Raw genomic sequence first — 19785 nt, 5'->3', positions numbered from 1 at the left:
GAGCTGGAGGTCACGCGCCGACGGCCGTGCCGTGCGGCTGCGAGCGCGCCCACCAGCCGGACCAGCGCTCCTCGACCTCGGCGAACGTCGCGTCGTCGATGCCGTACGTCGAGAGCACCGCGCCGACCGTGCCGTGCGGCGGGTGGCTCGCGACGGGCACCTCGGTGATGACCAGGAACGACTCCGTGATGCCGTGCAGCTGGATCCCGAACTGGTGCTCCGCCTTGTAGACGAGCGTCCCGCCCAGCAGCGTGCCGTCGGGGCGTCGTGCCTGCACGTGGCCGCCCACCGGGATGCCGCGCACGCCGTGCAGCCCCGCACGGTCGAGCAGGCGGTCGCTCCGGTCGCCCGCGTCGAGCCCGAACACCGACAGGGTGCGGCGCTCCTGGCCCGGGTGGGTGCGCAGCAGGAACTGCAGCTGGTGCGCGAACTGGATCCAGCCCTCGTCGATCGGGTCGTACACGCCGTCGTACGTCGCGAGCCCGTCGTGGCTGCGGCGCGTGATCGTCAGGTGCGTGTGCCCGGGGTCGTGCGACGCGGCGGTCACGGCGATGACGTCGTGGCTCGGCGTCGTGAGCGTGTGCGAGAGGTTGTCGCCCTCGTAGGACTGCCCGACGACCGGCTGGGCGATGAAGTAGTCGCGGATCTCGGCGTCGAGCCCGTCGTAGTCCCAGCCGAACCACTGCCGGACGAGCTCCGGCTGGCGCAGGTGCGCCCAGGCGGTGTGCAGGTCGGCGTGCAGGTCGAGCGACACGATCTCGCGGCGGTCGAGCGTCATTCGGACATCACCTCGGCGTCGTCGGCGGGTCCGTCACCGCCCGGTGCCGGACCCTTCCGACGGTAGTGCGACCGGCGCGCCGCCGCCTCACCACGCCGTCCCTGAGACGGGCGACGTCGCCCGGGGAGCCGTCATCCCGGGGCGTCGAGCGGCAGGACGGCCAGGGCGTCCGGGTCGACGGCGAGCGGGACGACGCTGCCCGGGTCGAGCTGCACCCCGACGGGCGCGAGCGCGGTGACCGGCCCGATCCCGTCCACGTCGACGCGCACCTCCGACCGGCCGCGCCGCGAGGTCACCGCGAGCACCACGCCCTTGACCCCGTCCTCCCCGATCGCCCCGACGACGCCCGGCGACGGGACGCGCTCCACGACGAAGGCGCCCTCCGCGAGCGCGACGACGTCCCGGTCACGGGGAGCCGGCGTGGCACCGCCACCGTCGGCGGCGCGCGGGACGGCGCCGACCTCGCCCCGGTGCGCGAGCGCACGGACCAGCGGCGCGGCCACCGCGGCCGTGACCGGCACGAACGCCTCGTACCCGAGGAACTCGGCGACGCGACGGTCGGCGGGCCGCTGCCACAGGTCGGCGGGCGTGCCGACCTGCAGGACCCGGCCGCGATCCATGACGGCGACACGGTCGGCGACGGCGAACGCCTCGTCCTGGTCGTGCGTGACGAGGACGGCGGTGGTGCGCGTCGCGACGAGCGCGGCGCGCAGGTCGACGGCGAGGCGCTCGCGCAGCGACCGGTCGAGCGCCGACAGCGGCTCGTCGAGCAGCAGGAGCCGGGGGCGGGGAGCGAGCGCGCGGGCGAGCGCGACACGCTGGCGCTCACCGCCGGACAGGGTCGCGACGGGTCGCGGTCCGTACCCGGCGAGGCCGACGAGGTCGAGCAGCTCGTCGACCAGCGCGGCGCGTCCCCCGGCCGCCCACGTCCGTCCGTCATCGCTGCCGGGGCCGGCCCCACGCCCTTCCGGGCGCCGCCCCGCGAGCCCGTACGCCACGTTCCCCGCGACGTCGCGGTGCGCGAAGAGCTGGCCGTCCTGGAACATCAGGCCGAAGCCGCGTCGGTGCACGGGCAGGCCGTCGACCGGCTTCCCGTCGAACGCGACGGACCCGCCCGCGAGCGGCTCGAGCCCGGCGACGGCGCGCAGCAGCGACGACTTGCCGCAGCCCGACGGTCCGAGCAGCGCGACGACCTCGCCGGCGCCGACGTCGAGGGAGACGCCGTCGACGGCGGTCGTCCAGCCGCGCCGCCCGGCGGGGTACCGCACGACGACGTCCTGCACGCGCAGTCCGCTCACCAGTCACCTCCGGGGTTGCCGGCCCGCAGCCGTTCGCAGGCGGCGACGATGCCCGCGGTGAGCACCGCGAGCACGACGGACGCGGCGAGCGCCGTGCCGTAGGAGTCCGCACCCGGCCGGCCGATGAGCCGGAAGATCACGACGGGCAGCGTGGGCCGGTCGGGGCGGGCGAGGAACGAGGTCGCGCCGAACTCGCCGAGCGACGCGGCGAACGCGAAGCCGACGGCCAGGCCGAGGGCGCGCGCGGCGACGGGCAGGTCGACGCTCGCGAGGACGCGGCCGGGTGCGGCGCCGAGCGTCGCGGCGGCCTCCCGCAGACGCGGGTCGATCGCGCGCAGCACGGGCAGGACGGTCCGCACGACGAGCGGCACGGCGACGACGGCCTGCGCGATCGGCACGAGCACGGGCGAGGTCCGCAGGTCGACGTCGAGCCCGAACGGCTGGTGCATCGACAGCAGGAAGCCGAAGCCGACGGTCACGGCCGAGACGCCGAGCGGCAGCATGAACACCGCGTCGAGCCCGGCGACGGCCCGGCGGCCGACCGCGCGACGCGGGCGCCGCGACACGACCAGCGCGACGAGACCGCCCACGACCAGCGCGATCGTGGTCGCGTCGAGCGCGACGCGCAGCGACGTCACCGCGGCGTGCAGCGGGCTCACCCCGAGCGTGTCGGCGGGCGCGGCCAGCGCGACGTAGTGGTCGACGCCCCACCCGTCGGCGGTGCGCAACGAGCGCAGGACGAGGTTGACGAGCGGGAGCGCGAGCAGCACGACGACGACGCCCGTCAGCGCGGCGGCGGCGAGGTCGAGCGCGTGCCCGTCGCCGCGCGGGACCCCGGGGGGCCGCCGGAGCGTCAGGGCGCGGACGGTCGCGGTCGGGGCGCCGAGGTCGAGCGCACGCTCCCGCCGGGCCCGCGTGCGCCCGGCGACGAGCAGCGCCCCGGCGACGACCACGAGCTGCACGACCGACAGCACGGCGGCGGCGCGCAGGTCGAGGAACTGCGTCGTCTGGATCCAGATCTCGGTCTCGATGGTCCCGAACCGCAGGCCGCCCAGGACGAGCACGGTGCCGAACGCCGTCGCGGAGAACAGGAAGACGAGCGACGCAGCCGACGCGACCGCGGGCGTGAGGGCGGGCAGCGTGACGGTCCGGAACGCGCGCCACGGCGACGCGCCGAGCGCACGCGCGGCCTGCTCGGCGCGCGGGTCGAGCCGTTCCCACAGCCCGCCGACGGCCCGCACGACGACGGCGTAGTTGAAGAACACGAGCGCGGCGACGACGGCCGCGAAGGTCCCGTCGAGCCGCAGGAACCCGAGCGGCCCGCCGTCGACCAGCAGCGACCGGAACGCCACGCCGACGACGACCGTCGGCAGCACGAACGGCACCGTGACCAGCGCGCGCACGGCTGCCCGCCCGCGGAACGTCCGCCGGTACAGCACGAACGCGCCGGGCACCCCGAGCAGCACCGACACGATGGTCGCGACCGACGCCTGGGCGAGCGTCAGCCCGACGATCCGCCAGGTGCGCGGGCGGGAGAACACGTCCGCGAAGCCTGAGAGGTCGAGCGCGCCGTCGACGACGAACCCGCGCGCGACCATCACGACGACGGGCCACGCGAAGAACAGCCCGAGGAACAGCAGCGGGACCACGACGGCCGCGGTCCAGAACGCGACCGTCCCCGCCGACGCGCGCGCCCGCCCGCCCGGCGCCGCGGGGGCGTCGGGTCGGGCGAGCGTCGTCGTCATCGGGGTCAGCCCGCGACGATCTCCGACCACGCCGCGAGCCACTCCTCGCGGTGCGCGTCGACGTCGGCGGGTGCGACCTCGAAGGGCGCGTCGGCGAGCGGGGCCCAGCGGGCCCACTCCTCGGGCAGGTCGACGGCCGTGCTCACCGGGTACATGTACATCGACCCCGGGATGTCGGCCTGGACCTCGTCGGAGAGCAGGAAGTCGAGCAGCTGCCGCGCGCCCTCGGGGTTCTCCGCGTTCGTGAGGACGCCCGCGTACTCGACCTGCCGGAAGCACGTGTCGAGCAGCGCGCCCGTCGTCGGCTCGTCGGCGCCGTCCGGCACCGTGAACGGCGGGGACGACGCGTACGACAGCACGACCGGGCGCGGCCCGTCGCCGCCGCCGCCGCTGAAGTCCGTGTAGTAGGCGTCCGACCAGCCCTCGGACACCTGGAGGCCGTTCGCGACGAGCGCCGTCCAGTAGTCCTGCCAGCCGTCCGCACCCTTCGCGCCGACGGTCGCGAGCAGGAAGGCGAGCCCCGGCGACGACGTGACGGCGCTCGGGACGACGAGGAGATCCTTGTACTCGGGCTTCGTCAGGTCGTCGAGCGACGCGGGCTCCGCGACGCCGTGCTCGGTGAACCACGCGTGGTCGACGTTGAGGCACACGTCGCCGAAGTCGACCGCGGTCAGCGCCTCGGACCCGTCGACCGCGTACTGCGCGGCGTCCTCCGCCGCGGGCGCGGACGACGTGTACGGCTCGACGACTCCCTCGTCGATCGCGCGCGACGCGAACGTGTTGTCCACGCCGAACACCAGGTCGCCGAGCGGCGCGTCCTTCGTGAGGACGAGCTGGTTGACCAGGGCGCCCGCGTCGCCGGGCTGCACGACCTCGACCGTCAGGCCGCTCTCCTCCTCGAAGGACTCCAGCAGGCCGTCGGACAGGCCGAACGAGTCGTGCGTGACCAGGGTGACGGTGCCGCCGGACCCCCCGGACGCGGACGGCGCGGGGTCGCCGCCGCCGATCGCGGAGCAGCCCGCGAGCGCGAGCGCGAGGACGGTCCCGGCGGTCAGCGCCAGGACGGGGACGGACGTGCGGCGGGGCGTGCTCGCCATCGGTGGTGCTCCTCCCTCGTCAGCAGGAGGGGGTCCCCGCACCCGTCGCACGGCGGCACCCTCGCAGGGGCGCGCCGACGACGACTGCGGAGACTGAGAAGCCCGACTCCCTACGCCGGTGTGAACCGGATCAGGTTCGAGGGTCTGCGGTGGTCCGCACTCTCAGCGTCCTGGCCGTCGGCGGGGCTGCCGGCGACGTGACGCTCCCCTGTCGTTCGCCTGCGATCCTACGCCCGTCCGACCAGCGGTCCGACCCGTCCCCGGCTAGCGTGGACGCCGGTCCCGTCCCCGACGCCCGGAGGTCTCCCCGCATGGACAAGCAGTCGACCGTCGCGAAGCTCGTCGGGATCGGCGGCGCGCTGGTCGCCGCGTGGCTCGCGCAGCAGGTGGTGGCCCAGGGGTGGAAGGCGACGCGCGGTCACAAGCCGCCGAAGCCCGAGGACGAGGGCGACTACCGGCTCGGCGAGGTCATCGCCGCCGCGGCGATCACGGGCGCGCTCGTCGGCGTCGCCCGCGCGCTCGCGACCCGCGGCACCGCCGCGTTCACCGCCCGCACGGAGACGGGCCGCGAGCTGGTCGACTGAGCCGAGTCCGGCGCCGACGTGTTGGAGGCGGTGGCCGTCTGATCGGTGCGTGTCCCTCGCCGTCCACGTCGTCGACGACGCGGTCGTCGTCCTAGATGACCGGCCACGCCTCCGTCGCGCGGTCGGGGGCGAGGGTCGGCACCTGGTCGGTGTTGAAGACCTCGCGCAGGACGCGTCGCGCCGCGAACCAGCCGGACAGCCCGTGCACGCCCGGACCGGGCGGGGTCGACGCCGAGCACAGGTACACCCCGTCCCGCCCGGAGGCGTAGGGGTCCCGGCGCGCGCTGGGGCGGGCGAACATCTGCGTGATGGTCGCGGCGCCCGCGGAGATGTCGCCGCCGACGTAGTTCTGGTTGTGGTGGTGCATCTGCGCGGCCGGGATGCAGCGCGACGCGACGACGACGTCGCGGAACCCGGGCGCGTACCGCTCGACGTGCGCGGTCACGGCCTCGGTGACGTCGACGTCGGACCCGGCGGGCACGTGCGCGTACGTCCACAGCGGCCGCAGGCCGCCGACGCGGCGGGACTCGTCGACGACGGTCGGGTCGCTCAGCAGCGTCATCGGCCGGCGCGCGTGCCGGCCCGCCTGCACAGCCCCCTCGGACTCGACCATCTCGGCGCGCGTCCCGCCGAGGTGCACGGTGCCGGCCCGGCCGACCTCGGGCACGGTCCACGGCACGGGCTCGGACAGCACGAAGTCGACCTTCGCGGCGCCGTTGCCGTACCGGAACCGTTCGAGCGGCCGGCGGGCGCGCGGCGGCAGGCGGTCGCCCATGACGTCGAGGAGCGTGCGAGGTGAGGTGTCGAACAGGTAGGCGTGCGCGGGCGGCAGGTCGTCGCACGAGCGGACGGGGTGGTCGGTGACGATCTCCCCGCCGTGCTCGACGAGGTCGTCGACGAGCGCCGCCACGATCGCGCCCGAGCCGCCGCGCGGGATCGCCCAGCCGGCACCGGCGTGGCCGAGCGCCGCGAGCAGCAGGGCCGTCCCGGACCCCGCGAGCGACGGCAGAGCCGTGATGGTGTGGGCGGCGACGCCGGTGAGCAGCGCGGGAGCGACGTCGTCGATGAAGGGGCGGTCCCACAGGCGGGTGCCCTGCTCCAGCACGCGCAGGCCGAAGTGCACCGCGGCGGGGGCGCCGTGCGGCAGGAGGCCGCGCGGGATGCTGCGCTTGTCGCCGAGCGCGACGCGCACGACGTGCCCGGGGTGCGCGGCGAGGGGCCCGACGAGAGACCGCCACGCGGGCCCGTCGACGCCGAGGCGCTCCACCGTGCGGTCGAGGTCGTGGTACGCGATGCCGGCTCGCCCGCCGGGCAGGGGCTGCGCGAACGAGATCTCGGGCGTCAGCAGCTCGACGCCGCGCGCGCGCAGGTCGAACGAGCGGAAGAAGGGCGACGCCCACGCCATGGGGTGCACGGCCGAGCACAGGTCGTGCACCATCCCGTCGGCCAGCCCGAGGTCGAGCGTGCGCGCACCGCCGCCCACGGTGGGCCGGCCCTCGAGGACCAGGACGCCGAGGCCCGCGCGGGCGAGCGTGACGGCAGCGGCGAGCCCGTTCGGGCCGGACCCGACGACGACGACGTCCCGGTGGTGCGTCATGCCTCGATTCAACTCCTCGGCGCGTCCTCGCGGCGGGCGAACCTGGGCGCGTGCCTCAGAGCGGCCCGATGTCGTCGCTGTCGGCCCGGCGCTCGCGGTCCGCCTCGGCGGCGTCGCTGCTCGACCGCGCTCGCTCGAGGTCGGCCGTGAGCTCGTCGACCACGAGCAGGTCCCCGCGCACCTTGCCGGTGCGGTAGCCGGCGCGGCCGACCATGTGCGCGGCGACGGGCGCGGTGAGCATCTGGAACAGCGCGACGAGGACGAGCGCCCACACGGCACCGCCGGACCGCAGCCGCAGCGCGAGGCCGATGAGGCACAGCACCAGGCCGAGCACCTGCGGCTTCGTCGCGGCGTGCATGCGCGCCAGCAGGTCGGGGAAGCGCAGCGCGCCGACGCCCGCCGCGAACGCGAGCAGCGCGCCGCCGAGCAGGAAGATCACCGAGGCGACGTCGGCGACGGTGTCCCACCAGCTGTTCATCGGACCTCCCCCTCCGCCTGGCCGCCGTGCAGCTCCTCCTTGTCCTCGGGCTGCTCGCCCAGCGCCTCCTGCTCGGCCGCGGCACGGGCGGCCTCCTCGGCGGCGATCTCCTCACGCGTGCGGACCCGACCCTCGCCCTCGGGCTCGACGGCGGCGAACCGCGCGATCGTCACCGAGCCGACGAACCCCACGAGGGACAGCACGACCAGGATCGGCACGACGTCGGCCCGACGGTTGGCGGCGGCGTAGAGCGCGACCCCGACGATCATCGTCGCGACGACCACGTCGAGCGCGACGGTCCGGTCGAGCATCGACGGGCCCTTCTCGGCCCGGACGATCGCGAACGCGGCGCCCAGCACGAGCAGCACGCTGCAGACGACGACGACGACGGTCATGGCGGTCATGCGGTCACCCCCGCGGCGCGCAGCTCCTCGTCGGACGCGAACGCACGCAGCACGCGCTCCTCCTGCTCGAGCACGGTGCGGCGCGCGGCCTCGATCCCGCCGCTCGCGTGCACGTCGAGCACATGCAGGTAGAGCATCCCGGTGAGGCGGTGCGCCTCGACGACGAGCGACCCCGGCACGAGCGAGCAGAGCTCGGCCGTGAGGGTGAGGTACAGGTCGGAGTGGCTGCGCAGCTGCACGCCGATGACGGCGCCGCGCGGCGTGTACCGGGGCCGCAGCGCGATCGCGCTGACCTCGGCGGACGCGCGGACCACGTCGAGCACGAACCGGCCCACGAGCACGGCGAGCCCGCGCGGCCGCACGCGGCCCTGGAACTGGATCGGCGCCATGCGCAGGCCCGTCGTGACGAGCAGCGCGAGGGCGGCACCGGCGATGACGTTGCCGACGGACAGGTCGCCCCAGAGCAGCACCCACACGACGGTCAGCCAGACGACCGTCGCCCACTGGGTGCGCCACCGGGACCGGCGCGGGTGCAGGCTCATCCGCCCACCTCCGCGACGTCGGTGCGCACGGCCGCGTCGGCGGCGGGGTCGGTCGTCCCGGGCACGTCGGCGGCGCTGCCGGTCGTGTCGGCGGCATCCGTGCCCACCTCGCCGCCCTCGCCGCCGTGCGCGGCCTCCTCGGTCACCTCGACGGAGACGCCTTTGCCGCGCTCCCCGTCGGGCAGCACGGCCTCGACGTACGGCGTGCGCGTGGTGAGCGCGTCGGCGGCCCGCTGGGTGTACGCGTAGAGCGGGCCGGCGGCGACCGTCAGGCCGAGCCCGAAGAGGATGAGCGCGGCGGCGGGGCCGACCATGCCGAAGGGCAGCCGGACGGGCGGCCGCTCCTCCTCGGGCACCTGCCAGAACGCCTTGTTCCACGCCTTGACCAGGGCGTACAGCGTGAGCAGGGACGTCACGACGGACCCGACGACGAGCACGTACGCGAGCGGTGTGCCGACCTGCACGCCCGCCTCGAGCAGCCCGAGCTTGCCGAGGAACCCGGACAGCGGCGGGATGCCCGACAGGTTCATCGCGGGCACGAAGAACAGGATCGCCAGCAGGGGCGCGAGCTTGGCGAGACCGCCCAGCTTGGTCAGCGACGTCGAGCCGCCCGCACGTTCGACGAGCCCCACGACGAGGAACAGCGCGGTCTGGACGGTGATGTGGTGCACCACGTAGTAGATCGCGGCGGTCCACCCGGCGTCGGTGGACAGGGCGATGCCGAACACCATGTACCCGATGTGGCTGACCAGCGTGAACGACAGCAGACGTTTGATGTCGTCCTGCGCGACGGCGCCGAGGATGCCCACGACCATCGTCGCGAGCGCGGCCCACATGAGGGCGTCGTCGAGCCGACCCTCGGGGAACAGCAGCGTCTGGGTGCGGATGATCGCGTAGACGCCCACCTTGGTGAGCAGGCCGGCGAACACGGCGGTGACGGGTGCGGGCGCGGTCGGGTAGGAGTCCGGCAGCCAGGCGGACAGCGGGAAGACCGCCGCTTTGATGGCGAACGCCAGGATCAGCAGCACCTGCAGGACGAGCCGCACCCCGGGGTCGATCTCCGGGAGCCGGATCGCGAGCTGGGCCAGGTTCACGGTGCCCGTCGCGGCGTAGATCGAGGCGAGCGCGACGAGGAAGAGGATCGACGAGAGCAGCGCGACGACGACGTAGATCGTGCCCGCGCGGATCCGCTCGCGCGTGCCGCCGAGGGTCAGCAGCACGAACGACGCGGCGAGCAGGATCTCGAAGCCGACGTAGATGTTGAACAGGTCGCCCGAGAGGAACGCGTTCGCGACGCCCGCCGTCAGCACCAGGTACGTCGGGTGGAAGATCGAGATCGGCGCGGACTCCTCGTCGTCCTCCTGACCCTGGGCGAGCGAGTACAGCAGGACGCAGAGGGTGACGGTCGCGGAGACCGTGAGCATGAGCGCCGACAGGCGGTCGGCGACGAGGTCGATCCCGACGGGTGCGGCCCAGCCGCCGACGTCGACGACGAGCGGGCCGTCGTCCGCGAGCACGAGGAGCGCGGCCGAGACGATCACGACGATGACGAGCGCGACGACGCTCACGATGCGCTGGAGCGTCGGGCGCCGGTACAGCGCGAGCGCGAGGCCGGCGGCGGACAGCGGGACGACGACGGGGAGCGGCACGAGCCAGGTCCAGTCGGTCATCGCTCCCCCTCTCCTGCGGTGCGGGCCGGGTCCCCGGTCGGGCGGGCGGGCGCACCCTCGTCGGTCTCGTCGCGGATGGACGCGGCTTCCTCGTCGATCGAGCTGCCGGTGCCCTCGGTGTCGTCGTCGGTCGTCGCGCGTTCGTCGATCGCGGCGAGGCGCGCGATGCGGCGGTCCTCGACGTCGTCCTGCACCTCGTCGTGCCGGTGCAGCTGCCACGACCGGTACGCCATGGCCAGCAGGAACGCCGACAGGCCGAGCGTGATGACGATCGCCGTGAGGACCATCGCCTGCGGCAGGGGGTCGGTCATCTGGCCCTCGGGCGTCGCGCCGACGATCGGCGGCCGTCCCGCGGCACCGCCCGCGACGAGGAACAGCAGGTTCGCGCCGTTGCCCAGCAGGATCACGCCGATGAGGACGCGGCTCAGCGAGCGCTCGAGCAGCAGGTAGACGCCGACGGTGAACAGCGCGGCGATCGCGACGACCAGGACGATGTTCGGGCTCATGTCGATCACGGCTGCTCACCCGCCGCCCGCGCCGCCACGATCCGGTCCGCCTCGCTCACGGTGGCCTGCTCGTCGGGCGAGGAGCCGACGCTCGTGTCGTCCTCGCCCGTCTCGGCACGCCGGTCGATCTCCGCGCCGAGGCTGCGCAGGATGTCCAGCACGAGCCCGACGACGACCAGGTAGACCCCGATGTCGAAGAACAGGCTGGTCACGAGGTGGATGTCGCCGATGACCGGCAGGTGGATGTCGAGGATCCACGACTGCAGGACCGACCCGCCCGCGAGCTGCGCGACGAGCCCGACGCCCGCGGACAGGAACAGCCCGAGGCCCAGCAGCAGACCGGGCTGCACGGGTGCCGCCTCACCGAGCTCGTACCGGCCACCGGCGAGGTACCGCACGATGAGCGCGATGCCCGTGACGAGCCCCGCGGCGAAGCCGCCGCCGGGCGCGTTGTGGCCGGAGAACAGCAGGTAGATCGAGTACACGAGCATCGTGTGGAACAGCAGCCGCACGACGACCTCGAAGATGACGGACCGCCGCTGCGGCGCGAGCGTCTTGCCCGCGCTGAGCCACAGCCGGTCCCGCGACGACGAGGAGCCGCCCTCGGCGGGCAGGTCGTCCCGGCGGCGGCGCAGGACCGCCATCGGGTCCTCGTTGCCGCCCCACACCGCGCGGTCCGCGGGTGCGTCGCCTGCGCGGTAGATCGCCCCGCCGCGCCGCGAGAGGAAGACGAGCGACGCGACGCCGGTCGCCGCGACCAGCAGCACCGAGATCTCGCCCATGGTGTCCCACGCGCGGATGTCGACGAGCGTCACGTTGACGATGTTCTTGCCGCCGCCGAACTCGACGGCCTCCTCCGCGAAGTGCTCGGACACCGGCACGTGGATGCGCGCGTTCGGGACGACGAGCGCGATCCCGGCGACGGTCAGCCCGACCGCGAGACCGACGCCGAGCCGCACCCACCGGCTCGCGGCGAGCGGCCGGTCGGAGAAGTACGGGGGGAGCCGGCGCAGGACCAGCACGAACACCACGAGCGTGACCGTCTCGACGAGCACCTGGGTGAGCGCGAGGTCGGGTGCGCCGTGCAGCAGGAACAGGCCCGCGACGGCGTACCCGCCGATCCCGAGCAGGATCACGGCCTTGAGGCGGCGGCGCGCGCGGGCGGCGAGGATCGCCGACGTGACGGCGACGGCCGCGAACACGATCTGCGCGGGGTTGTCCCAGCGCCGCATCGACTCGGGCACGCTCGTCTGCGTGATGAGGACCGTCGCGACCGACCCCACGAACACGATGAGGATGATGCCGAGGTAGAGCGGCAGCGAACCACGCTGCGTGACGGCGGTGACGTCGGCGGCGAAGTCGTCGAGCCGGCGCATGAACCTGCGGTAGACGCTGTCGGCCTCGGGCCCGCGGTACAGCCCGGACTGCCACTGCTCGACGCGCGCGCGGGCGAGGAACATGAGCGTCCCGACGCCGAGGATCCCGAGCGTGAGCCACAGCACCGGCCCGAAGCCCGCCCACAGCGTGAGGTGGCCCGGCTCGCCGAGCGGGTACGTGTCGGCGTAGGGCGCGAGCAGGTGCTCGCCGAGCTGCGGCAGCAGCGCGACGGCCAGGCCGAGCACGGCCAGGATCATCGCCGGCCAGACCAGCAGGAGCGTCGGGTGCGTGATCGGTGCGGGGGTCGCGTCGGGCTCGGCGCCCTCGTGCAGTGCCGGTCCGCCGCTCGCGTCGGGTGCCGCCGCCTCCGGGATGACGGCGTTCTTCGTCGCGAACGCGCCCCACCACAGCCGCAGCCCGTACGCGACGGTCAGCACGGACCCGACCGCGACCACGACGAGCACGATCGGGCCGATCACGCCCTCCTCGAGGTGCGCGACGCCCTCGAGCCCCGCCTCCTTCGCGACGTACCCGGCGAACGGCGGCAGGCCGATCATCGACGCCGTCGCGAGCCCGCCCGCGAGCGCCGTCAGCGGCAGCTCCTTGCCGACGCCGGACAGCCGCCGCAGGTCACGGGTCCCGGTCGCGGCGTCGACGACGCCGACCACCAGGAACAGCGACGCCTTGAACATCGCGTGCGCGCCGATCATCGCGAGGCCGGCGAGCGCGGTCGCCTGCGTGCCGAGCCCCACGAGCAGCACGATGAGGCCGAGCTGGCTGACCGTGCCGAACGCGAGCACGAGCTTGAGGTCGTGCTGCCGCAGCGCGCGGTAGCCGCCGAGCAGCAGCGTCCCGCCGCCGAGCACGACGATCATCCAGCGCCACACGGGTGCGGTCGCGAACGCGGGCGCGAACCGCGCGACGAGGTAGACACCGGCCTTCACCATCGCGGCGGCGTGCAGGTACGCGCTCACGGGGGTCGGCGCGGCCATCGCGGCGGGCAGCCAGAAGTGGAAGGGCAGCAGCGCGGACTTGGTCGCGGCGCCCAGCAGCAGGCAGACGATCGCGACGGTGGCGATCGTCCCGCCCGGCGGGTCGGCGATGACGGCGGACATCCGGTACGTGCCCGCGGCCTCGCCCAGCAGCACGAGGCCGACGAGCATCGCGAGGCCGCCCGCGGTCGTGATGACGATGGCCTGCATGGCGGCGCGACGGCTCGGCTTGCGCTCCGAGTAGTGCCCGATGAGCAGGTACGACGTGACGGTCGTGAGCTCCCAGAACACGAACAGCAGCAGCATGTCGTCGGCCGTGACCAGCCCGAGCATCGCCCCGGCGAACGCGACGAACACGCCGCCGAACCGGCCCAGCCCGTGCGCCGTCACGGAGAAGTACCCCGCGCAGTAGACGAGCACGAGCGCGCCGACGCCGCCCACGACGAGCGTCATGAACCACGAGAGGGTGTCGAGCCGGAACGTCAGCTCGAGGCCCAGCGCAGGGATCCACTCGACGACCTCGACCGGGCCGTTCCCGGCCTGCACCTGCTGCGTCCAGGTGAGCGCCCAGACCGCTGCGGAGGCCGGTGCGAGGGCCAGCACCCAGAACGCGCGACGCCCCAGCAGACGGACCAGGGTGGGCGCGACGACGGCTGCTGCGAGGTGCACGGTGAGCAGCAGCAGCACGCGTCCGGCTCCGTCCTGTCGGGGGCGGGTGGTCGGTCGGGAGGCTTCAAGGAGTTGGTCAAGATCCTATCAACCGCTTTCCCGTGGTCCTCCCACGGCGGCCGCCGCCACCCGTGCGCCGCAGCGGCTCCGGACGTCCCGTGAGCGACCGTGGGGACGCGGTTACCGTGTGCGCGTGAGCGTGCTGCAGTGGGTGTGCCTGGCGGTCGTCGTCGCCGCGACCGTGGTCGGCGTCGCCCTCTTCTCCCGAGGCGTCGTCGCGATCGTCCGCACCGTCCGCGTGGGGCGTGCCGCCCCCGGCCGGTCCGGACCCGTCAGCACCCGCCTCGCGACGCTGCTGCGTGAGGTCGTCGGGCACGGGCGGTTCCAGCATCGACCCGTGGTGCGCGTCGCGCACTGGGTGGTCATGGTGTCGTTCCCGCTGCTCGTGCTCACGCTCGTCGCCGGGTACGGGCAGGTCGTGTCGCCGACGTGGGCGCTGCCGCTGATCGGGCACCTGTGGCCGGTCGAGTGGGTGGTCGAGGCGTTCGCGTGGGCCGCGCTGCTCGGGATCGTCGCGCTGTTCGTCCTGCGGCTGCGCATCTCGCCGCGCGCCGCCGCGCCCGAGGTCGAGCGTCGCCGGTCGCGCTTCTTCGGGTCGAACCAGGCGCAGGCGTACTTCGTGGAGGCGACCGTGTTCGCCGTCGTCGCGGCCGTGCTGGCGCTCCGCGGGCTCGAGTACGCGCTGCTGTCGCAGGCGGGCGAGACCGGCCTCGGCCTGCACTTCCCGCTGACCGCGTGGTTCGGCGGCCTGTGGGCGGGCGCGTCGACCACCGCGCTGGAGACGGCGGTCGTCGTCGTCGCGACCGTGAAGATCGTGGTGTCGATGTCGTGGTTCGTCGTCGTCGGCCTGCAGCCCACGATGGGCGTCGCGTGGCACCGGTTCCTCGCGGTCGTCAACGTCTACGCGCGTCGCGAGCCGGCCGGCGGCCCTGCGCTCGGGCCGCTCGCCCCGCTCACGCTCTCCGACGGCACCGCCGTCGACCTGGCCGCGCTCGAGGACCTGCCCGACGACGCCCGTCTCGGCGCGGGCGCGATCGAGGACCTGTCGTGGAAGCAGCTCCTCGACACCGCGACCTGCACCGAGTGCGGCCGCTGCCAGGACCAGTGCCCGGCCTGGGCGACCGGCAAGCCCCTGTCCCCCAAGCTCGTCATGCTCTCGCTGCGCGACCACGCCGCCGCCACAGCCCCCTACCTGCGCGCGACAGCCGCAGCAGGCGCGGTGACGGAGGGCACGGCGGCCCCGGTCGACCGCCGCGCAGCGGTCGAGGACGACCCGCACGCCGGCGTGGACCTCGTCGCCGCGGGCGTCATCGACCCCGACGTGCTCTGGGCGTGCACGACCTGCGGTGCGTGCGTCCAGCAGTGCCCCGTCGACATCGAGCACGTCGACACGATCGTCGACGTCCGCCGCTACCAGGTGCTCATGGAGTCCGCGTTCCCGAAGGAGCTGGGCGGCACGTTCACCAAGCTCGAACGGCAGGGCAACCCGTGGGGCCTGCCCGCGCGCGCCCGGCTCGACTGGGCCAAGGGCCTCGACTTCGAGGTCCCCGTCGTCGGCGCCGACGTCGAGTCCGCCGCCGACGTCGACTACCTGTTCTGGGTCGGCTGCGCGGGCGCCTACGAGGACCGCGCCAAGAAGACGACGCGTGCCGTCGCCGAGCTGCTGCACGCCGCCGGGGTGTCGTTCGCCGTCCTCGGCGACGGCGAGACCTGCACCGGCGACCCCGCACGCCGCGCGGGCAACGAGCTGCTGTACCAGATGCTCGCGTCGCAGAACGTCGAGGTGCTGAACGAGGTCGGCGCGCAGCGCATCGTCGTGACCTGCGCGCACTGCTTCAACACGATCAGCCGCGAGTACCCGCAGCTCGGCGGCCGCTTCACGGTCCTGCACCACACCGAGCTGCTCAACACGCTCGTCGCCGACGGGCGGCTGGTGCCGGTGGAGCCGGGCGCCGACGCGGGTGGGGGCACGGTCGGCCAGCGGATCACCTACCACGACCCCTGCTACCTGGGCCGGCACAACCAGGTCTACACGCCCCCGCGCGAGCTGCTGGCCGCGATCCCCGGCGCCGAGCTCGCCGAGATGCCGCGCAACCGCGAGACGTCCTTCTGCTGCGGCGCGGGCGGCGCGCGCATGTGGATGGAGGAGTCCGTCGGCACCCGCATCAACGCGACGCGCGCCGCCGAGGCCATGAGCACCGGAGCCGACGTCGTCGCCACGGCCTGCCCGTACTGCACGGTCATGCTGTCCGACGGGGTCGCGGCCGTCGCCGCGTCCGCCGCCTCCGCCGGTGCGACCGGAGGCACCCCGGACGCGGGCACTCCCGCCACCGCGACCGCGGGGGCCGAGCCCGTCGGCACCGCGTCGCCCGCCGGCCCGACCTCCCGCGCGCACGGCCCGGGTGCCCCGGTCCCTGCGGGTGCCCCCGCGCGCGCGACGGTCGGCGTGCCGGAGGTCGCCGACATCGCCGTCCTGCTCCGCGACTCCCTCCGCGCGCCCACCCCCTGACGCCGCCCCAGCGGCCTGCCGCTCGCCGGCGACGGCGCGCGGCTCGGGGCGCTCCGCGCGTCGACGTCGACGTGACCCGGGGCTCGCGAGCGCGACGACGCCCCGCGAGCGCGCCCTCGACGTCGCAGTCCCGGGGCGTCGTCGCGAGGTCCGCGGCCGGAGCTCGGTGGCGCCCGAGGCCGGGCGCGTGCGTCGTCAGCCGTCCTTCGGCTTGGTGTACGCCGCGTGCATCGCGGCCTTCGCCTTGTCGGGCAGCACCGCGGCGGCGGCCGTCTGCATGCGGGCCTTGAGCGAGTGCACCTCGATCTTGTCCTTGCCCTTCATCAGCGCCTCGTACCCCTGCCGCGCGACGTCGGCCGGGTCGTCCTTCGGGCTGTCCGCCACCACGGTGTCCTCCATGTCCGCCTGCTCGAAGAAGCTCGTGTCGGTCGGCCCGGGCGCGAGCACAGTGATGGTGACGCCCGTGTCCTTGAGCTCGTGGCGCACGGCCTCCGCGAACGACGTGAGGAACGACTTCGACGCCGCGTACGTCGCGTAGTACGGGCCGGGCTGCGTCGCGGCGGTCGAGGACGTCACGAGGACGCGTCCGGCGCCGCGCTCGACCATCGCGGGCAGGAGCGCCTTCGACAGCCGCACGGTCGACTCGACGTTGAGGCGGATCGTCTCGAGGTCGCCCTCCAGCGGCGTCTCGACGAACCGTCCGCCCTGCGCGGTGCCGGCGTTCAGCGCGAGCGCGTCGACGGGCCGGCCGAGCGCGCGGATCGCGTCGAGCAGCGTCTCGACGCCCGCGACGGTCGACAGGTCGGCCTGGACCGCACGCGCGGCGACCTCGCCACCGAGCCGGTCGGCCACCAGGGAGACGTCCGCCTCCAGGGCCGTGAGGAGCAGGTCGAACCCGCCGTCGGCGAAGCACTGGGCGAGCTCGAGCCCGATGCCGCTGGACGCGCCGGTCACGACGGCGAGCGGGCGGGGCTGGTCGATCGGTCGGTCGGTCACGGCGGACTCCTCGCGCATCGCGGGCCCACGCCGGTTCCTCACGCAGGCCTTCGACGCTAGGCGCGCCCCGCCTCCCCCGCACCTCGGCTCCCCTCCCCCGCCCGCCCTGCCCCTCGGCCACCTCACACGCCGGCTCGGCCCGCCCCCGGCCCGGCCCCTGCCCCTGCCCCTGCCCCTGCCCCTGCAGTTGCCCCTGCCACGCCTCCCGCCCACCCCCGCCGACCCGCGGCGCGTCGAGTTCGTCAGCTCGCGTCGAGCTCGTGAGCTGGAGCTGACGAGCTCGACGCGGAGTGACGCACTCGACGACCTGCGGCGTGTGCGGGGGTTTCCCCCACCTCGACCTCGTCGGGCCACCCGATGGATCGGGCGGCGCCGCGCGGGCGACGGTGGACGTGTCCGCATCGTCCGGTCCGTACCGACCGGACGTGCCCCCGACACCGGGCGACCGCCCGCGGAAGGAAGTCCCATGCGCAGCACCGCACCGACCCACCCCGCGACCCCCGACCAGCCCGTCCCCGACGGGACCGCGACCTCCGGCGCGCGCCACCTGCGCCGTCGGCGCGCGCTCCGCGGTGCGGCCGCGCTGCTCGCGGCGGGCGCACTCGTCGGCGGCACGCTCGTCGCGCCGGCGACGGCCGGGGTACCCACCGGCGCGACCGGCGCACCCGCACCCGCGCCCGAGCGGGCCGACCCGGCGCGCGGCGGGCACGGCCGCGACTCCGTCCGGCGCGCGGTCGACGCGCTCGTCCGCGACGACGGGTTCCCCGCCGCGCTCGCGTCGGTCCGCGACGAGCGCGGGCGCACGCGCCACCTCGTCGCCGGGGTCGGCGACCTCAGCACGGGCGCGCGGGTCCCCACGGACGGCCAGGTCCGGTTCGCGAGCAACAGCAAGACGTTCGTCGCGGTCGCCGTCATGCAGCTCGTCGGCGAGGGGAAGATCGACCTCGACGCGCCGATCGGCACCTACCTGCCGGGCCTCGTCGACAACCGGCGCGAGGGCGCCGAGCGCGTCGACGGCGCCGCCATCACCGTCCGCCAGGTCCTGCAGCACACGAGCGGCATCCCGGAGTACCTCGACGTGCTGCTCTCCGACGGTCTGTCGGGCGTCGACGCGATGATCGACACGTACGTCCAGCCCCGCGCGCTGCTCGACGCGGCCATGACGCGACCTGCCACCTTCGCGCCGGGCGCGTCGTGGTCGTACAGCAACACGAACTACGTCGTCGCGGGCCTGCTGGTCGAGAAGGTGACCGGTCGCCCGCTGCACGAGGTCCTCACGCAGCGTGTGATCGAGAAGGCGGGCCTGCGTGACACCTACGTCCCGGCCGTCGGCGAGCGCGAGATCCGCGGCCGCCACCCGCACGGCTACCACGCGGACACCCCGGGCGGGACGCTGCGCGACGTCACGGAGCTCGACCCGGGCGCGGCGTGGGCCGCGGGCGACGTCGTCGGCACGCCGAGCGACCTGATCCGCCTCTACACCGCGATCCTCGACGGCCGCCTGGTCGGCGCCGCGGAGCTCGCGGAGATGCAGAAGACCGTGCCCGTGCCCGCCGAGTGGGGCCCGATGCGCTACGGCCTCGGGATCGCCGAGACGGCCCTGAGCTGCGGCGGGGTCGCGTGGGGTCACGGTGGCGACATCTTCGGCTACTCGACGCGCGAGGGCGTGACGACCGACGGCCGCGCCGCGTCCGTGGCGGTCACGGCGCTCCCGTCGTCGGTGTCCGACCCGGAGGCGATGCAGCACGTCGACGCGGTGATCGACACGGCCCTCTGCGCGTGATCCACCCGGGGCCCCGCCCCGTCTGACCCGTCCCTCGCACCCAGCACCCAGCACCCAGCACCCCAGCACCCACGAGAACGACATCAGCGCCGGTAGGGACCCCCTCCGCGGCGCTGATGTCGTTCTGGGCGCGGGCGGTCGGCGGCGTCAGGGGGTGGGGTCGTCGGCCAGGCGGCGCAGCAGCGTGAGGAGCTCCGTGCGCTCGTCGGGGTCGAGCCGGTCGAGGCGGCCGGCGACGCCCTCGTGGCGTCGGGCGGAGACGTCGGCGAGGAGCGCGCGGCCGGCGTCGGTGAGCTCGATGAGCGTGGCGCGCCGGTCGGTCGGGTCGGCGATGCGGCGGACGAGCCCGTCGGCCTCGGCGGCGTCGACCTTGGACGTGACGGACCGGGGCGCGACGTCGAGGGCGGACGCGACGTGGCCGAGCCGCAGCGGCCCGTCGCAGTGCTGGAGGACGCGCAGCATCCGGACCTGCCCGGGCGCCTGGCCGGCGGGCCCGAGCGACGAGGTCGCGGACCGCCGGATGTCGCGCAGCAGCCGGTGCAGGAGGTCGAGCAGCTCGGCGGACTCGTCACCGGCCGCGGGCGCGGGGGCCGGGTCGGTGGCAGCGTCGTCGTGCGGGCTCACGGCCGTGACGGTACCCGCCTCGCGAACAGTTGTGAACCAACGACATAGTGAGTTAACCTCAGCATCGCGTGCGCAC

Annotated in this window: 16 protein-coding genes and 1 riboswitch; of the genes, 3 read left to right on the top strand and 13 right to left on the bottom strand. The window is 74.7% G+C overall.

What is annotated here, in order from left to right; all coding sequences use genetic code 11:
* Positions 1-10: 10 nt before the first annotated feature.
* From GXP71_RS18035 to GXP71_RS18020, 4 genes are all read right to left on the bottom strand, one after another.
* Positions 11-778, bottom strand: a complete 768-nt coding sequence (locus GXP71_RS18035) for a hypothetical protein (protein WP_162353788.1) — start codon at positions 776-778, stop codon at positions 11-13.
* Positions 779-909: 131 nt separating this feature from the next.
* Complete coding sequence (locus GXP71_RS18030) at positions 910-2076, bottom strand: ABC transporter ATP-binding protein (protein WP_162353787.1); 1167 nt, start codon at positions 2074-2076, stop codon at positions 910-912.
* Positions 2073-3821: an iron ABC transporter permease gene (locus GXP71_RS18025; protein ID WP_162353786.1), complete on the bottom strand. Its 1749-nt coding sequence runs from the start codon at positions 3819-3821 to the stop codon at positions 2073-2075. Before GXP71_RS18025 ends, GXP71_RS18030 begins: the two co-directional genes overlap by 4 nt.
* A 5-nt stretch (positions 3822-3826) precedes the next feature.
* A complete protein-coding gene (locus GXP71_RS18020; protein ID WP_162353785.1) occupies positions 3827-4918 on the bottom strand; it encodes a thiamine ABC transporter substrate binding subunit in 1092 nt (363 codons plus the stop codon).
* Between the two features lie 90 nt (positions 4919-5008).
* A riboswitch (TPP riboswitch) is annotated at positions 5009-5138 on the bottom strand.
* Between the two features lie 91 nt (positions 5139-5229).
* Between GXP71_RS18020 and GXP71_RS18015 the strand changes: the two genes are divergently transcribed.
* Positions 5230-5502 carry a DUF4235 domain-containing protein gene (locus GXP71_RS18015; RefSeq protein ID WP_124342899.1) on the top strand — a complete coding sequence of 91 codons (273 nt, stop codon included), beginning with the start codon at positions 5230-5232 and terminating at the stop codon, positions 5500-5502.
* 91 nt (positions 5503-5593) lie between these two features.
* Here GXP71_RS18015 and GXP71_RS18010 read toward each other — a convergent pair whose 3' ends face one another.
* From GXP71_RS18010 to GXP71_RS17980, 7 genes are read right to left on the bottom strand one after another with little or no spacing between them, the layout of a single operon-like run.
* A complete protein-coding gene (locus tag GXP71_RS18010) occupies positions 5594-7099 on the bottom strand; it encodes an NAD(P)/FAD-dependent oxidoreductase (protein WP_162353784.1) in 1506 nt (501 codons plus the stop codon).
* A 55-nt stretch (positions 7100-7154) separates the two neighbouring features.
* Positions 7155-7577 carry a monovalent cation/H(+) antiporter subunit G gene (gene mnhG, locus GXP71_RS18005; RefSeq protein WP_162353783.1) on the bottom strand — a complete coding sequence of 141 codons (423 nt, stop codon included), beginning with the start codon at positions 7575-7577 and terminating at the stop codon, positions 7155-7157.
* On the bottom strand, positions 7574-7981 hold the full coding sequence (locus GXP71_RS18000) for a monovalent cation/H+ antiporter complex subunit F (protein WP_238402490.1): 408 nt from the start codon (positions 7979-7981) through the stop codon (positions 7574-7576). The genes mnhG and GXP71_RS18000 overlap by 4 nt, the downstream gene beginning before the upstream one ends.
* Positions 7978-8523: a Na+/H+ antiporter subunit E gene (locus GXP71_RS17995; protein WP_162353782.1), complete on the bottom strand. Its 546-nt coding sequence runs from the start codon at positions 8521-8523 to the stop codon at positions 7978-7980. Before GXP71_RS17995 ends, GXP71_RS18000 begins: the two co-directional genes overlap by 4 nt.
* Positions 8520-10193, bottom strand: a complete 1674-nt coding sequence (locus GXP71_RS17990) for a Na+/H+ antiporter subunit D (RefSeq protein ID WP_238402489.1) — start codon at positions 10191-10193, stop codon at positions 8520-8522. Before GXP71_RS17990 ends, GXP71_RS17995 begins: the two co-directional genes overlap by 4 nt.
* Positions 10190-10699 (bottom strand): Na(+)/H(+) antiporter subunit C, encoded by a 510-nt coding sequence (locus tag GXP71_RS17985; RefSeq protein ID WP_162353781.1) that lies wholly within the window; start codon positions 10697-10699, stop codon positions 10190-10192. Before GXP71_RS17985 ends, GXP71_RS17990 begins: the two co-directional genes overlap by 4 nt.
* A 5-nt stretch (positions 10700-10704) precedes the next feature.
* A complete protein-coding gene (locus GXP71_RS17980) occupies positions 10705-13755 on the bottom strand; it encodes a Na+/H+ antiporter subunit A (protein ID WP_162353780.1) in 3051 nt (1016 codons plus the stop codon).
* Between the two features lie 175 nt (positions 13756-13930).
* Here GXP71_RS17980 and GXP71_RS17975 point away from each other — a divergent pair, with 175 nt between their 5' ends.
* On the top strand, positions 13931-16306 hold the full coding sequence (locus tag GXP71_RS17975) for a (Fe-S)-binding protein (protein ID WP_162353779.1): 2376 nt from the start codon (positions 13931-13933) through the stop codon (positions 16304-16306).
* A 195-nt stretch (positions 16307-16501) separates the two neighbouring features.
* On the opposite strand, the gene GXP71_RS17970 is transcribed toward GXP71_RS17975, so the two are convergent.
* The gene (locus GXP71_RS17970) at positions 16502-17302 is read right to left on the bottom strand and encodes an SDR family oxidoreductase (RefSeq protein ID WP_238402488.1); all 801 of its coding nucleotides are present in this window, start codon (positions 17300-17302) and stop codon (positions 16502-16504) included.
* Between the two features lie 466 nt (positions 17303-17768).
* On the opposite strand from GXP71_RS17970, the gene GXP71_RS17965 reads away from it, so the two are divergent.
* Positions 17769-19085, top strand: coding sequence for a serine hydrolase (locus GXP71_RS17965; protein WP_162353777.1), 1317 nt, complete (start codon positions 17769-17771; stop codon positions 19083-19085).
* A 147-nt stretch (positions 19086-19232) separates the two neighbouring features.
* Here the strand turns inward: GXP71_RS17965 and GXP71_RS17960 are convergent, their stop codons facing one another.
* On the bottom strand, positions 19233-19709 hold the full coding sequence (locus GXP71_RS17960) for a MarR family winged helix-turn-helix transcriptional regulator (RefSeq protein WP_162353776.1): 477 nt from the start codon (positions 19707-19709) through the stop codon (positions 19233-19235).
* Positions 19710-19785: the final 76 nt, after the last annotated feature.

The organism is Cellulomonas sp. H30R-01, assembly GCF_010119915.1.
Lineage (GTDB): Bacteria > Actinomycetota > Actinomycetes > Actinomycetales > Cellulomonadaceae > Cellulomonas > Cellulomonas algicola.
Note: the sequence above shows the minus strand (reverse complement) of the source record. Positions and strands in the feature narration are given on the sequence as shown.

What these genes read in the sequence shown, in the direction of transcription:
- GXP71_RS18035 (WP_162353788.1), bottom strand. Translation starts at nt 778, where the DNA reads ATGACGCTCGACCGCCGCGAGATCGTGTCGCTCGACCTGCACGCCGAC.
- GXP71_RS18025 (WP_162353786.1), bottom strand. Translation starts at nt 3,821, where the DNA reads ATGACGACGACGCTCGCCCGACCCGACGCCCCCGCGGCGCCGGGCGGG.
- GXP71_RS18020 (WP_162353785.1), bottom strand. Translation starts at nt 4,918, where the DNA reads ATGGCGAGCACGCCCCGCCGCACGTCCGTCCCCGTCCTGGCGCTGACC.
- GXP71_RS18015 (WP_124342899.1), top strand. Translation starts at nt 5,230, where the DNA reads ATGGACAAGCAGTCGACCGTCGCGAAGCTCGTCGGGATCGGCGGCGCG.
- GXP71_RS18010 (WP_162353784.1), bottom strand. Translation starts at nt 7,099, where the DNA reads ATGACGCACCACCGGGACGTCGTCGTCGTCGGGTCCGGCCCGAACGGG.
- mnhG (WP_162353783.1), bottom strand. Translation starts at nt 7,577, where the DNA reads ATGAACAGCTGGTGGGACACCGTCGCCGACGTCGCCTCGGTGATCTTC.
- GXP71_RS18000 (WP_238402490.1), bottom strand. Translation starts at nt 7,981, where the DNA reads ATGACCGCCATGACCGTCGTCGTCGTCGTCTGCAGCGTGCTGCTCGTG.
- GXP71_RS17995 (WP_162353782.1), bottom strand. Translation starts at nt 8,523, where the DNA reads ATGAGCCTGCACCCGCGCCGGTCCCGGTGGCGCACCCAGTGGGCGACG.
- GXP71_RS17990 (WP_238402489.1), bottom strand. Translation starts at nt 10,193, where the DNA reads ATGACCGACTGGACCTGGCTCGTGCCGCTCCCCGTCGTCGTCCCGCTG.
- GXP71_RS17985 (WP_162353781.1), bottom strand. Translation starts at nt 10,699, where the DNA reads ATGAGCCCGAACATCGTCCTGGTCGTCGCGATCGCCGCGCTGTTCACC.
- GXP71_RS17965 (WP_162353777.1), top strand. Translation starts at nt 17,769, where the DNA reads ATGCGCAGCACCGCACCGACCCACCCCGCGACCCCCGACCAGCCCGTC.